The sequence below is a fragment of the Marinicella gelatinilytica genome (genome assembly GCF_026410405.1).
GTDB classification, from domain to species: Bacteria; Pseudomonadota; Gammaproteobacteria; order Xanthomonadales; family Marinicellaceae; genus Marinicella; species Marinicella gelatinilytica.
Genome location: NZ_JAPMLN010000012.1, coordinates 1 through 13,311 on the forward strand (window position 1 = coordinate 1; position 13,311 = coordinate 13,311).

The 13,311-nt window shown below is 38.9% G+C and carries 9 protein-coding genes and 1 tRNA gene; 6 read left to right on the plus strand and 4 right to left on the minus strand.

What is annotated here, in order from left to right; all coding sequences use genetic code 11:
* Positions 1-184 precede the first annotated feature (184 nt).
* Positions 185-634, minus strand: a complete 450-nt coding sequence (locus tag OS173_RS08685; protein ID WP_267183888.1) for a peroxiredoxin family protein — start codon at positions 632-634, stop codon at positions 185-187.
* 546 nt (positions 635-1,180) lie between these two features.
* On the opposite strand from OS173_RS08685, the gene OS173_RS08690 reads away from it, so the two are divergent.
* The 4 genes from OS173_RS08690 to OS173_RS08705 all read left to right on the plus strand — a co-directional run bounded on the left by OS173_RS08690 (position 1,181) and on the right by OS173_RS08705 (position 6,507).
* Positions 1,181-1,271, plus strand: a tRNA-Ser gene (locus OS173_RS08690).
* A gap of 989 nt (positions 1,272-2,260) precedes the next feature.
* On the plus strand, positions 2,261-4,132 hold the full coding sequence (locus OS173_RS08695) for a GGDEF domain-containing protein (RefSeq protein ID WP_267183889.1): 1,872 nt from the start codon (positions 2,261-2,263) through the stop codon (positions 4,130-4,132).
* A gap of 539 nt (positions 4,133-4,671) precedes the next feature.
* Positions 4,672-6,084: a hypothetical protein gene (locus tag OS173_RS08700; protein WP_267183890.1), complete on the plus strand. Its 1,413-nt coding sequence runs from the start codon at positions 4,672-4,674 to the stop codon at positions 6,082-6,084.
* A gap of 27 nt (positions 6,085-6,111) precedes the next feature.
* Positions 6,112-6,507, plus strand: coding sequence for a hypothetical protein (locus OS173_RS08705; RefSeq protein ID WP_267183891.1), 396 nt, complete (start codon positions 6,112-6,114; stop codon positions 6,505-6,507).
* A gap of 82 nt (positions 6,508-6,589) precedes the next feature.
* Here OS173_RS08705 and OS173_RS08710 read toward each other — a convergent pair whose 3' ends face one another.
* A complete protein-coding gene (locus OS173_RS08710; RefSeq protein WP_267183892.1) occupies positions 6,590-8,896 on the minus strand; it encodes a winged helix-turn-helix domain-containing protein in 2,307 nt (768 codons plus the stop codon).
* A gap of 322 nt (positions 8,897-9,218) precedes the next feature.
* A complete protein-coding gene (locus tag OS173_RS08715; RefSeq protein WP_267183893.1) occupies positions 9,219-10,178 on the minus strand; it encodes a DUF6923 family protein in 960 nt (319 codons plus the stop codon).
* Between the two features lie 211 nt (positions 10,179-10,389).
* Between OS173_RS08715 and truD the strand changes: the two genes are divergently transcribed.
* On the plus strand, positions 10,390-11,430 hold the full coding sequence (truD, locus tag OS173_RS08720; protein WP_267183894.1) for a tRNA pseudouridine(13) synthase TruD: 1,041 nt from the start codon (positions 10,390-10,392) through the stop codon (positions 11,428-11,430).
* Positions 11,431-11,766: 336 nt separating this feature from the next.
* Here the strand turns inward: truD and OS173_RS08725 are convergent, their stop codons facing one another.
* Positions 11,767-12,165 carry a hypothetical protein gene (locus tag OS173_RS08725; protein WP_267183895.1) on the minus strand — a complete coding sequence of 133 codons (399 nt, stop codon included), beginning with the start codon at positions 12,163-12,165 and terminating at the stop codon, positions 11,767-11,769.
* Positions 12,166-12,467: 302 nt separating this feature from the next.
* Here OS173_RS08725 and OS173_RS08730 point away from each other — a divergent pair, with 302 nt between their 5' ends.
* Complete coding sequence (locus OS173_RS08730; protein ID WP_267183896.1) at positions 12,468-13,214, plus strand: hypothetical protein; 747 nt, start codon at positions 12,468-12,470, stop codon at positions 13,212-13,214.
* Positions 13,215-13,311 lie beyond the last annotated feature (97 nt).

Below are 13,311 nucleotides of genomic sequence, written 5' to 3' on the forward strand. Positions count from 1 at the left end.
TTTCTGACTAAGTGGTCTTGAGGCACTAAATCCTCAAGGCTGACAAACTCATAGCTTGTTTGGATGGGGGGATGATTTTTTAGCATATTGCTATTATAAAAAATCCCCACGCAAAAGTGGGGACTTTGTCAGCAGTCTGAAAACCGGCATAACAGCCGGTTTTTTAAATTTAATAAAGCTCATATCATGACTTTCGTTCAATCACAGCATGCAGCTCGTCTGCGGTTCTCGCATAAATAGACACCGGTTCAATATGCCGATATAAAATCTCTAAATTTTTGTCCAATAAATAAACAGCTCTTTTCACACCAAACCACCCAAACGCATTGTATTGCTCAGCCACTTCACCTTTTTCATCACTCAGCATAGTAAATGGTAGGTTATGCTGTTTTTTAAATGCCTTAATGGTCTTCATATCATTGCCGGAAATACCAATGACTTCCACACCTTGTTTTTTAAAAGCGTCCGCTTCTTTTTTATAGTCTAAAAATTGTTTTTCACAAATTGGTAAGCCATCACCCGGATAGAAAACCAACATCATCTTGGTTTTTGCCTTGGATGATAATTTATAAGGTTTGCCATTATCGGCAATCAATGAAAAATCTGGTGCTTTATCACCCGTTTCTAATGACATAATTCAAATCAACTTTCAAGGAAACGGCGTATTTTAGCCGTTTTCTTCTAAAATAAAAAGGCCACCGCCATTTCCACATCAAATAAAGTAAAAAGTGGATAAATATTTCTGGAAAAAACACAACAATTAAGATAAAGTACGCAACCCATGCAGCGAGTGGTCTCCGACCTGTTCTTTGCAAATTTTAGAGCTGATAACTCTTTAAACTATCACACAATGCGGAGAGATGGCAGAGCGGTTGAATGCACGCTTTTTACGACATCTTAGTGAAGGCTTCTTTGACTTCGTCAAAACTGCCATCACACGATGTCTAAGCTGGTCTTGTCAAGACCGGCGCTGTTGTAAGCTTGAGTTGATGACTCATTAAAAACATCACACAATGCGGAGAGATGGCAGAGCGGTTGAATGCACGCTTTTAACGACATCTTAGTGAAGGCTTCTTTGACTGCGTCAAAACCGCCATAACACGATGTCTAAGCTGGTCTTGTCAAGACCAGTGCTGTTTCAGTCCTGAGCAGATGACTCATTAAAAACATCACACAATGCGGAGAGATGGCAGAGCGGTTGAATGCACTGGTCTTGAAAACCAGCGTACGTTAATAGCGTACCCAGGGTTCGAATCCCTGTCTCTCCGCCATTTTTATTGATGCTTTTTTCAATAAAAAAGGCGGAAAGATAGTAATGAGAAACCTCCGTTCGAAAATTTTGTCTGGATCAAAATTTCACGCAAGCCCCGAAGGGGTGAGTATCAGGACGATACGAATAAAAAAATGTCAGGAACAAATTTTACCATTCACTTCCCTGTGAATGGCCTTACAGGTTACATGAAAAAGTTTTCCTGAAACTTTTTTGACGCCGCAGGCGCACGCAGTGGCAAATACAGGATGTATTTGATCTATCCCTATCTAAATACTTAGATTACCTAAGAGAGTTTAATAAACCAAGAATCTCCTGTGTTAAATCCAAAGGCTCAGGAAGTGTGAAATACAGGACGTATTTCATCAATCCCTCTCCAACAACACTCAAAATCTAAATTCCCAGTAATACTTAACATAACAATAGCTAATTCCTCGCTTTATTGGTCTTTTTCAATAAAAATGGCGGAAAGATAGTAATGAAAAACCTCCGTTCGAAAATTTTGTCAGGAACAAAATTTCACGCCAGCCCCGAAGGGTTGAGTATCAGGACGATACGAATAAAAAAATGTCAGGAACATTTTTACCATTCACTTCCCTGTGAATGTCCTTACAGGTTACATGAAAATATTTTCCAGAAATATTTTTCACGCAAGCCCCGAAGGGGTGAGTATCAGGACGATACGAATAAAAAAATGTCAGGAACATTTTTACCATTCACATCCATGTGAATGGCCCTACTGTTACATGAAAAGTTTCCCTTAAATTGTTTTCACACCTTTGACGTCCGGATAGTCATAAGTAATGACTGTTTGACATGCTTTGAGGCTGGATAATTTAAATTCAGCAAAGATATTTCTTGTTTTCTGATTTTCCTTAAGATCACTGCGATTGATTTAACTCTATTCATGATTAATGCGCGTGTCGCTCATGGTTTTTTTGTTATTAATAAGCTAAAATTTAATCGATTATTTTTGTTTAAATGAACACCATGAAGGCTCAATATTTCATATCTTTTTCCAGTCTTTGTTTGCTGTTTTTCTTACAGTTTTCACTCGCCCAGCCTTCAACCCAAATCTTATCGCCGGAATATGAAGATTTATATACACGTATCAGTGATAACCCTCAACTGGTCGTTGATGAATTATTGGCCAATCCTCCGAATCAACCACAAAGCGAATTGGCAGCACAATACCACTATATTCTGAGTGAAGCTTATTTAAGCTTAGTTTACCCACAACAAGCACTTGAAGCAGCCAATAAGGCCCTGCATTTGTTGCCAGAAAAACAGCCCGACTCCTTGTATCACGCCTTACTCATCACCAAAGCCCAGGCCTTAGACCTTAAAAACCAAAGCCAGGAAGGTTTACCTTTAGTCAAACAAGCCCTTCAATGGGCTGAATCCAATCACAATCAAAATATGATCATTAATGCCCTGGTCGCGCAAGGCTATCTTGAAATCACTTTGGGTAATTACATAACCGCATTAGAAGCGTTATTGCGCGCTTATCATATGGCGCCACATAGTGGCAGCACGAACAGCAAAAGTGCCATCGCCGGTAGTGTGGCATTGGTTTATGAATATCGGCGGGAAGACCAATTGGCCATCCCCTATTTCCAGGAAGCTGTCGATTATCAGCGTCAAAACAATAACCAGCTGGAATTATCCATCGCACTGTACGGTTTAGGCCGTGCCAACAAAAACATAGGTAAACTTGAAACAGGTCAAAAACAATTACAGGAGTCCTTAGCAATTTCACGGGCCATTGGTGATGATCAGGGTGTGGCATATGCTTTGAAAGAACTGGCGCCTTTGTATATAAAGTCTGAAGATTTTGAACAAGCCAGTTTAATGCTCACAGAAGCAGCCAGGCTATTTAGTGGTAGTCAAAACAAATTTATGCTACTGGATATTCATAGTACCTTGACCCAACTGTATTTAAAGATGGACGACAAGCCAAAGTCATTACACCACATGAAACTGGCTAAAAAGTATTTAGATGCCGACAGCATGCCCGTCCAGGCCATTTCTCTGGCTGAGCTGGAGTCCGAAGTCAAAGCCCAGCAAGGCTTTTATCAACAAGCTTATGAACAGCTTAAAAGCACAATCCATAAAAAGCAACAGCTGATGTCAAAACGCAGCGCCCAAAAACTACATGAATTAAGGGTCAAGTTTGAATCAGAAACACAAGCCAAGGAAAACTCCATTCTGGCTAAAGAAAACGCCGAACAAAAACTCCAACTGGTAAAAGAAGAACAACAAAACCAACGATTAATGATGGGCATTTTTGCCGCTGTGAGCCTGGTATTTCTATTGATATTTGCCGTTATTTACAACAAAAAACAACAAGCCAAACTCTATCAGCTGGCTAATTTCGACCAACTTACCGGTTTATTCAACCGATCACATATTATGACATTATTGAAACAGATACATGCGCGGCTTAAAACCAACCAAAGCATTCATCTGGTGATGCTTGATCTAGACAATTTTAAACAAATCAATGACCAATTTGGACATGATGCCGGTGATCAAGTGCTTATCCAGCTGGGTCAACTGTGTCAACAGCACATCACAGCACCCAATCTGGCTGGTAGATTCGGTGGAGAAGAATTTTTGTTGGTCTTAGTTGACAGTAATACCGATCAGGTTAGCAAAAAAATAGAGACGTTACGTATACAAGCACAACACATCAACACTACAATTCACCCGGAATGTCCACCGATACATTTTTCCGCGGGATTAAGTGAGTGTCGTTACAATCAAGTCATAACCGAATGCATCAAGTGCGCTGACTTGGCCATGTATCAGGCGAAAAATAGTGGCCGCAATCGAACAGTTGTCAGTTCACTAAAATTATAGGCTGAAACAGAAGTACAACATGCATTCAACTGCGGTATCGAAGCAAAATTCCTTACGGGTTATATGAAAATGATTTCCGGAAACTTTTTCACGCCGAAAGCGCGCTGAGCCTGAAATAGAGGACGTATTTCATACAATCCCTATCAAATTTTACCTAGCAGCATCTTAAACCTACATGATTTATCCTTATTCTCTACATTAGATAAAACAACTATCGTTATTGGCTGTCGAATACCGTTCAGGCAGATACGTTGTGAAAGCTTCTTAAACTCCGTCAAAACAATCAATACACTTAATCTTGAATGCGGACTGAACGGGGATATCAAGATGATACCAATAAAATCAATATTAGCACATTTTATCATTTACTTCCTAGAGCTTACATTCAATAGGTTTTTTGTAACTTATTTTACAACCGAAAGCGCTAAAACCGTGAAATACAGGAGTTATTCCATCAGTTCCTTATAAAATAATTGGCAGTCATTACTGACACTTTGCGTACTTACTTATGACTACTTTTTATTTTAAGGATAAACAAAATGAAATTAAACACCAAAACTTTTACAACAGCTTATACTATACCAGCAGGCTTAATGACCCTTGGCTTCGTATTTTCTTTTAACGTAGCAGCAGGTGATTTAACTATTCCTAACACCTTTACACCCAACACACCGGCGTTGGCGGCTGAAGTCAATCAGAACTTTAATGCCGTAAAAACCGAAGTCGATGATAATGACGCCCGGCTCGACATATTGGAGGCTTTGATTATATCGATGCAAAGTACCATTAACAATCAACAGGCCGCCATAACTCAATTACAAAGTGATCTGGCGGCAGTGGAAAACAATACGGTTCTGGACCTTGATGGTTTATTAAAACTGTCCACCATAAACGGTTATGACACCGCCGAATTTACTGCTGTTAATGTCCAGGTCAACAGTGGTTCGGGTTACACCAATGGTCCGGTCAATGGCCTCGGGAATTTAACCATTGGTTATAACGAAACCCATATAAATGCTTTTGAATTTTGTTCGGACCCTCTATATGATAACTTTAGCGATTGCTACACCAATGGCGAAATATGGGATAGTAATGTACGCCGTGGCTCACATAATCTAATCATTGGCTACCGTAATTCCTATGATGATTATGGATCACTTGTAGCGGGTGCTAACAATATAGTTAATGAAGCCTTTACCAGCATCACCGGCGGGAGTGCAAATATAGCAAGTGGGAAACTATCAAATATCAGCGGAGGAACAGGGCATATTGCAAGTGGTCTCACTTCAAGTATTAGTGGTGGATATAGTAATACAGCCAGTGGCGATTATTCAAGTGTATCTGGTGGTAGCAGCAATATTGCGAGTGGTCAAGCCTCAAGTGTCAGCGAAGGTATTAACAATACTGCCAGTCATGCTCAAACGAGCGTCTCAGGCGGTTCCGATAATATTGCTTCCTCCCCACAAGCAAGTGTAAGCGGTGGCTTTAACAATAGTGCCAATGCAATGTATTCAAGTATCAGCGGAGGTGCTGTTAATGTTGCAAGTGGTTTATATGCGAGCGTCACCGGTGGTGGTAGTAATACAGCCAGTGGTGATTATTCAAGCATATCTGGCGGCTACTTAGGTAATGCTAATGATGAATATTCAAGTGTCAGCGGGGGATTTGATAACACTGCCAGTGGTCAATATACAAGCGTCTCCGGCGGTACCTCGAATACTGCTGCCGGTCAATCCACAACTGTCAGCGGGGGCGTTTACAACACAGCCAGTGGTCATAACACAAGTATCTCAGGCGGTTCAACAAATATTGCTGATGGTCAATCCACAAGTATCAGCGGGGGTGAAAGTAATTCAGCCAATGGAAGTTTTTCGAGTGTCAGTGGCGGATTAAGCAGGACTGCAACTGGTAATCATGACTGGGTCGCAGGCAGTTTATTTGAAGATCAATAAATCGCATGCTTATTAAGGAGAATTCAAATGAAAAAACTTTTATTAATCATGCTGATAACGACCGGGGCCACCGCTGGTGATTTAATTTATCTTAACGGCTTTGAAAACACCGGACTGGTTTCCGGCACCGTGTCGGGTCTTAGTTCGACAGGCTTAGAAGTTAAACTATCCTCATCGTCTATGACTGAAACCTTAGCGATTGACCAAAACGGTGGCTTTGTGTTTTCGCTGCAAGTTATGGTAGGTGCCAGCTGGGATTTAACAGTGACAACCCAGCCCAATAACCCAACACCACAAAACTGCACCATCACACCGGCATCCGGTGTGATGCCGGCCGGCGGTGACGATACCATCTCGATTGTCTGTGGTAACGTCCAGAATAACTGGGATGAAATGAACTGGGACCAGGGCCAGTGGCAATAAGTTTTTAACTTTTTAAAAGCATTTAAAGCCGGCGTGTATTCGCCGGCTTTTTTATTTATTGAATGATAAAAATAAAAAAATATTATTCCTGGGCACTCTTCTCCATATAGTCCTCCAACAACAACTGATCCTTAGCCGTCCATAATTGATTGGCCTTGAGTTTATTTTCCTGCATCAGCATGGCAGCAGCTAAATAGTCTGACTCTCTGGCTTTAAACTGAGCTTTTAGTTTAAAGAATAAATAATCATATTGGGTCTTTGAGTCAAGTCGATTTATGACGGATTGGTATTCTTTATCAGGGTGTTGCAATAATATCGCCAGAATTTCAAAGCCGACGTAATTGGCGACATGCTTTTCATTCTTTTCGCGGTAGCTTTTTTCAACATCTTGAAGCACTTCTAAACCCTCTTCCACTTGACCCAGTCTGACCAAAATATGGCCTTTAGCACGGTTCATATCGGTGGCGAAATCTTCCATCAATACAGGTAATTTAACCTGCATATCTTGATAAAAATCTAACGCTTGTTCCGGCGGCAACACGCGACTTGCTATCAGTGTGATCCAACTGTAAAAAATGGGCATCTCTTCGGCCACATAATTATTTTCCAAGGTGGCTTTTATGGTATTGGCATGGTTGTAGGCTTCAATAAACTTATCTTGTACATAAAAAGCATGCATGGTGACCGCTTCCACCATCAGGTAATATCTTTTATTGTTGGTTTCCTTAGCCAATTGAGCCATTCGTGCAATGTACTTCTCGGAGCGATCAAAACGTCCGGTTAAATTAAAAATAACCGCAGTGGACATTAAATAACGCATCTCCTGTTTTGGTAGGTTTGTTTTATTGAGTAGATTTTCCGCTTGGTTGGCAATTTGAAGACCCTCTTCATAGTTAGACTCTGTCAGATTAATGCCATTCATCAAAGCATAACTTTCAATCATATTATCCGGATTATAATCTTGCGAATAGTAATGAATGGCTTTAGTCAGGGTTTGTCTGGCTTGGTCAAAGTCCGCTTTATAAGCATAAACCAGCGCTTGATCGAGGTATATTGACGCCAGCTGATGGTCTAAGGGATAGTAACTTTCACTTAGCTCTAATTGCTCATTAAGATTTTTTAAAGCCGAATCCCAGTCTTTCATCAGATGATTCATTAAGATCATCGATTTTAAACCATGGATTTTCTGAATAGGATTTGGATTTTCCTCAATCGATTGAATAGATTGCGCTATGCTTTCTTTGGCCTTTTGAAATTCTTGCAACTGGCTATAAGCAACTGCTTTGATGTAATGCAAATCAAACTGCAGCCCTTTGTCATTATCAATAATGGCTTGCGGTAAAAATGTATCGGCAATGCTGATGGCCTCGGTCAATTGATTAAGTTTAATCTTCACATAGGCCAATTGCACCCAGGCTGCTTTAAATTGCGGATCTTTATGCACCGCCGCTTCAAAATAATTCTTTGCTTTAGAAAAATCCTGTTTCAACTGTTGTGCAGTAATCCCCTGAATATAACTTTGCAGTGCATAATCATCATTTGTTAATGGAGTATTTTCGGATAACGGTAAAACATTATCTATGGTAGATAAGCTTTGATTAATCCATTGACTGATATTCTGAGTCAGGCTCAACAGCTGATTTGATTCTAATGTGGTTTTTGAAAAAACCTTGTCCTGATTGCGCAATGTGACTTGTGCTTCAAAACGACCGGCGTTTTCGGAAAAATTAACCAATACTGCATAATCAAGTTTGCCTTTCGAGGTTATATCAATCGCCAGTTCATCCGGGCTGTTTTTAGTCGGCCATGTAATCTGCGGATAAAAGGCATTGATTGATTTATCTTGTTCAAGTAAAGACACCAGGTAACTGAGGGTTCCCAGATTGATTGGTGATAAATCCTCACTGTTGGACAGCACCACCACGTTGACATCGTCTGCTGTTACCTCGGTCTCAGTGCTTGTCGTGGTATTTTGTGACCATAGTATAGCGGCAACTATTACCAACAATATGATGAAGACAAATAAGCCTGTTTTATACGATTTTTTGCCTGACTCTGCGTTTTTAGTGTTGACCGGTGCGGTAAACCGATATCCAACACCCCTGTGAGTTTCGATAATGGGGTTGGTTAAATCATCATCATGAATTATTTTTCTTAAGCGAAGTATTTGCTTAGCCAATGCGGCATCGGTAACAATCTGTCCGTGCCAAACAGTATTTATTAAGTGATCTTTAGATAAAATTTCACCTTGGTTTTCAACAAATTCCAATAACAAATGATAGGCTTTGGTGTTGATGGTTTGTTTTTTACCTTTGTAATATAAAGCCTGTTGATTCCGAGACAGATGAAAATCTAAGAACTGATAATCAAGCGTTGTTTGAGCACCCATAAAATCCACTTAACAAAGAATGTGATAAAAACATCGTTAATCTATTTTACACATTTTCATTAAATTATCTTAGATTATTAAGAATCTAAGACTCATAGGGAACTTTAACTGCGAGACTATAAATTAAGTTGTCATTTTTATTAAGAATTAAGAGTCATTACATTTAGAAATATTGCGATAATTTATCCAAAAATACAGTAAACCAGCTGAGCATTGTTAACCCATATTTTCTCCTGAGTGTTTGCGAACTGTTAAGCCACACTGTTCATGCCGAATTATAAAAAAGTCTGAAATAAAACCTGACATCAGACTTCTTTAACAATCACGATTCTTCAAAACCATTGAAGAAAATTAAATCACTGTTATCAAATCCATCTCTGAAAATGAGATCGGGTAAAGCACAAACTGTTTTAGAGGCACCGGCAAACTCCCCGGTAGGACTGTCCACCAACAACTGCGTCACCTCCCCGGTCAGCACATTGATTGATCCATAGGTGGTTTCACTGTTGCCGGTATAAAAATACCCGTATAATATTTTTTTATGGCGGTCATAGGTAATATCTTGTGCATAACTGGCATTAAGACCTGTTAAACCAATCAGAGTAGCGGCACCTGTTAGGACATTAATTGAATATATGCTGTCATGAGCAACATCGTGGCCATAAATATTGCCTTCACAATCAGCGGCAATGCCAATCAATAAGGGGGTCGTTGATTGGGTACCTATCAACGTCAATGCACCTGTCGTTAAATCACAACTATAAAAACTCGAAGTGGTGCCATTATTACTGGTCACATAACACGTTCCATTAGGTGTAATATCAAGACCTGAAACATAATCATTGGCAATGATATTGGTTAATGGACCCACGACCGTCAGCGCGCCATTAGTTTGATTAATTGTCACCAGGTTTTTTCCGGTATTTTCAAGTCCATATAAGGTTTCGCCGGTTTCATCAAATGCCATGGCATAAATACTGGCTGTGATGCCTCCAACATAAGTCTGTGCCGAGAAATCATTCACAGGATGGGTATAGAAGTTGTCGTTTTTCATTTCAAAAACAAATGACGTGGATGTGGTTGGTGCGCCTTTAAGACTAATAACTTGACCCAAAGACTTATCAGCCGCTGGTATATGATTTGGACAAAAATCAGCAGCCGCATCCATTGATCCCAAATGATTATAATATTGACATAATTCAGTTGTCCCCGCAAAAGTAGTCGAACCACTAAGAATCATTAACAAGACAATACAGTATTTAACCTTTATGCTATTTTTCATTGCTCTTCTCTCAACAATATTTACTTTTAAGTCGATATCATTATGAATGTGACGCAATGATTTATCAGGACATCTGTTGGACATTGCATGTCGTTTAAGGACATCAGCAACTTTTGATAGAAAAAGCAGGAAAAATAGTTTTTGTCAGTTTGTTAAGATGAGACCTCTGCAAAAGACCTATAATGGGCAGCTTGCGTTTTTTATATCCCAAATGAGTATGACAAGTAATTTCAATACCCTATTCCCGACTCTTAACACAATCACTGCTGAAGGCGATATCAGAACATCAGCCGCAGACTTTAAGGTCATTGAACACCATGAAGTGGATTTCACTGAAAGCGGCGAACACCTGTGGTTTAAAATCGAGAAAACTCACAGCAACACCGCTTGGGTGGCGACACAATTGGCCAGTGCCTGTAAGGTGCCAGCGCGACAAGTGGGCTTTGCCGGGATGAAAGATCGCCATGCCATCACCCAACAATGGTTCAGCGTGCAATTACCCAAGATATCCGACATAGCACTTATTAAAGACAAATTGCCTGATGAAATAACAATTCTCGAACACCATTGGCATCAATCAAAAATCAAAACCGGACAGTTAAAATTCAACGAATTTATTTTGGTGATCAGGAACGTCACCGGTGACCAAGCCGCCATCGAAGAAAACATCGCCTTAGTTAAACAACGGGGTGTGCCCAATTACTTTGGCCCACAGCGCTTTGGCAATGATTTAAACAATATTCAACAAGCTAAGGACTGGTTTGCCGATAAAATCCGCGTTAACAATAAAAAACTGCGCGGCATTCTGATATCCACCGCCCGCAGTCATATTTTTAATCTGATTCTAGCCCACCGCATCGAACACGATCTGTGGCAACAAGTGATACCCGGTGATATTTTACAACTGGATCAAAGTCATTCATGGTTTCCGGCCAGTGATGCCACAGAAACCGAATTAACAGAACGCATTGCGGCTTTTGATATTCACCTAACAGCAGCTCTTTGGGGCGAAGATGAGGTGCAAAGTAGTGAGCAATGCGCAGAACTTGAAACCAGCATCGCCGCCACACTACCCGAGTATCAATCCGGTTTTATTAAACACCGAGTCAAACAAGACCGCCGCGCCATGCGTGTCTACCCCAATGAGCTCCAACATCAATGGCAGGACAATGCCTTACACCTCAGCTTCAAACTACAACCCGGCGCCTACGCCACCAGCGTTCTGCGCGAAGTTATTCAGACCCGTGATTGAGAAATCTTCTTTTTCCTGGTTATTTGTGATTTTATCTTGTTAATTTTTATTGGATTGTTAGTTGGTTGTTAATTTACAATAAGATAAGAGTAAAATTAAGGCTTTCTTAGACAACTCAACGCACCTACCTCGTGCTGGGCTGCGCAGGCTTAGCCCAGCCTACGTCTTACTTTTTAAACAGAACTATCATTCCGACCGAGCGAAGCGAGTGGAGGAATCTTCATCAGTTTTGTCATTTCCAATATAACTAAGTAACAACCATTAATATCAATTAACTAACAATATGGTTTCATTTAGATTAAGTAGTAATCGGTAATCATTAAATTTTAATAATGCCTAAGAGGCTAATTGGGAGCTTCTAAACTTAACAATTTCTTTTTCTGCTTCTAATAAAATTTCATCAATCCCCTTATTTTTAATTTCAATATCAATAGGATGAACATATGAAATTTTATCTTTTGTAAATGTGTAGTAAACAAAAATCGAGTTTTTAGAAAAAAAATTTTTATACACTTTGAATTCGCCAGGAAAAGCACTACCTAACTTATTATGTAAAAATACTATATCTTTCGCATTATCAAACAAGATCCAAGCAGTCTCACTCATATTTCTGTCTCCAGATTCCCATCTTTGCCAAGTTCTTAAATTGACACAAACAATATCCGCAGCCTCTTGCTGAGTTAATTTTGATTTAATTCGTGCGTTTTTTATGGTTTCTTTTGTTAATTTCCTCATATTCTAATTCTATAATTAAGTAATAATTAAATTATACGACCATTGGTCGTACTTTTAAAGAGATATCTAAAATATTGGTCTGTTTAGTGAATAATAGTTATAGTTTGCGAATGCAACTATTTTCCAAAATGTTTAAAGATTTTAATTTAATTACAGTTAAACAGATAGACTTTTGCTATAACCGGATTCTAGGTTATTAATAATTTTCAATATTAATACTTATGGATTCACAGCACTAAATACTTATATTGTTTTTTACATTATTTTCTAATGTGTACCATGACTTATAGGAGGCATTTAAAATGAGAATGTTAATTAAGTTTGCACTCACTTTACTTTTAATTCAAATTTCAACCGCTATTTTAGCAAGCGATAACCTTTCTACATGTTTATCTGGAAAATATGCCACACTTTGTGATTATTCATTACTATCATCAAATGAGAAAAAGCAAGCTTACTTGGCACAAAAACGTGAAAATTTAAAAATTTGTATTACTGGCAAGTATATTGCTTTATGTGATAAGGAATTACTAACTAAAGAACAACTTGTTGATGTTAAAATTGCGGAAAAATCTGTAAATCTTGAAACATGCATGAACGGAAATTATAAATCTTTATGTAATTATTCATTGCTATCCAAACATGAATTAATTGAAGTAAAAACGGCAGAGAGACAAACTAATTTAAAAACATGTTTGAATGGCAATTATTCATCTCTCTGTGACCATTCATTATTAACAGCATCAGAAGCTTTAAAAGTTATAAAAGCTGAGGAAAAAGCTACTGAATTGACCTCTGATTCAACTAATGTTCTTACTTCCAAAACCACAAAAAAATCAGGTGGTAAAGCATCATTTTATATTGAACACTCATACGATGATGTCTTTTTCATAATTAATGATGAAAAGTTTGAGGCTAAAACATTTTGCAACTTCTGGAACGAAGGTGATAAAGTAATCTTTATAGATGGAAATGCATTTGGTGCTTGTGCTACCGCAAAAATTTACAACCAAAATCGAAAGGAAGTTTGCGAAGTTTGGTGTAATTAGTAAGATAAGCTGAGCTGAACAACGCGCAGCCCAATTTTTATCAAAAATTACAAATCACTTTAAGAAATATTAATCGTAAATTTTAGTCGAGTATTTG

Bases quoted from the DNA above. Each gene is read 5' to 3' on its own strand.
- OS173_RS08685 (WP_267183888.1), bottom strand. From the start codon at position 634: ATGTCATTAGAAACGGGTGATAAAGCACCAGATTTTTCATTGATTGCC.
- OS173_RS08730 (WP_267183896.1), top strand. From the start codon at position 12,468: ATGAGAATGTTAATTAAGTTTGCACTCACTTTACTTTTAATTCAAATT.
- OS173_RS08710 (WP_267183892.1), bottom strand. From the start codon at position 8,896: ATGGGTGCTCAAACAACGCTTGATTATCAGTTCTTAGATTTTCATCTG.
- OS173_RS08715 (WP_267183893.1), bottom strand. From the start codon at position 10,178: ATGAAAAATAGCATAAAGGTTAAATACTGTATTGTCTTGTTAATGATT.
- OS173_RS08725 (WP_267183895.1), bottom strand. From the start codon at position 12,165: ATGAGGAAATTAACAAAAGAAACCATAAAAAACGCACGAATTAAATCA.
- OS173_RS08705 (WP_267183891.1), top strand. From the start codon at position 6,112: ATGAAAAAACTTTTATTAATCATGCTGATAACGACCGGGGCCACCGCT.
- OS173_RS08700 (WP_267183890.1), top strand. From the start codon at position 4,672: ATGAAATTAAACACCAAAACTTTTACAACAGCTTATACTATACCAGCA.
- truD (WP_267183894.1), top strand. From the start codon at position 10,390: ATGAGTATGACAAGTAATTTCAATACCCTATTCCCGACTCTTAACACA.
- OS173_RS08695 (WP_267183889.1), top strand. From the start codon at position 2,261: ATGAAGGCTCAATATTTCATATCTTTTTCCAGTCTTTGTTTGCTGTTT.